General features: G+C 64.6%; 1 pseudogene. It reads right to left on the bottom strand.

Features of this window, described 5'->3' with window-relative positions:
• Window positions 1-268: pseudogene (gene metX, locus AC0IYH_RS31870) on the bottom strand (homoserine O-acetyltransferase); the annotation flags it as partial.

The raw sequence follows: 268 nt of genomic DNA, 5'->3' as shown, positions 1-268 counted from the left end.
CTTCCACTGTCATCACTGGGAAATCGGCACCGAAGGGCCTACCGTTTGCCGGGTTGATGTCGGACGGGCCGGTCGAGCCGTTACAGCCGCCGAGGTTATTCAGGCTGACGACAAAGAAGCGGTTGGTGTCCAGCGGCTTGCCGGGGCCGATGCAGCTGTCCCACCAGCCCGGTTTTCGTTCATCGGCGCTGTGGGAGCCGGCGGCGTGGTGATGCCCGGACAGCGCGTGGCAGATCAGCACCGCGTTACTGGCGTTGGCGTTCAGCTC

The organism is Pseudomonas sp. AC463, assembly GCF_979253585.1.
Note: the sequence above shows the minus strand (reverse complement) of the source record. Positions and strands in the feature narration are given on the sequence as shown.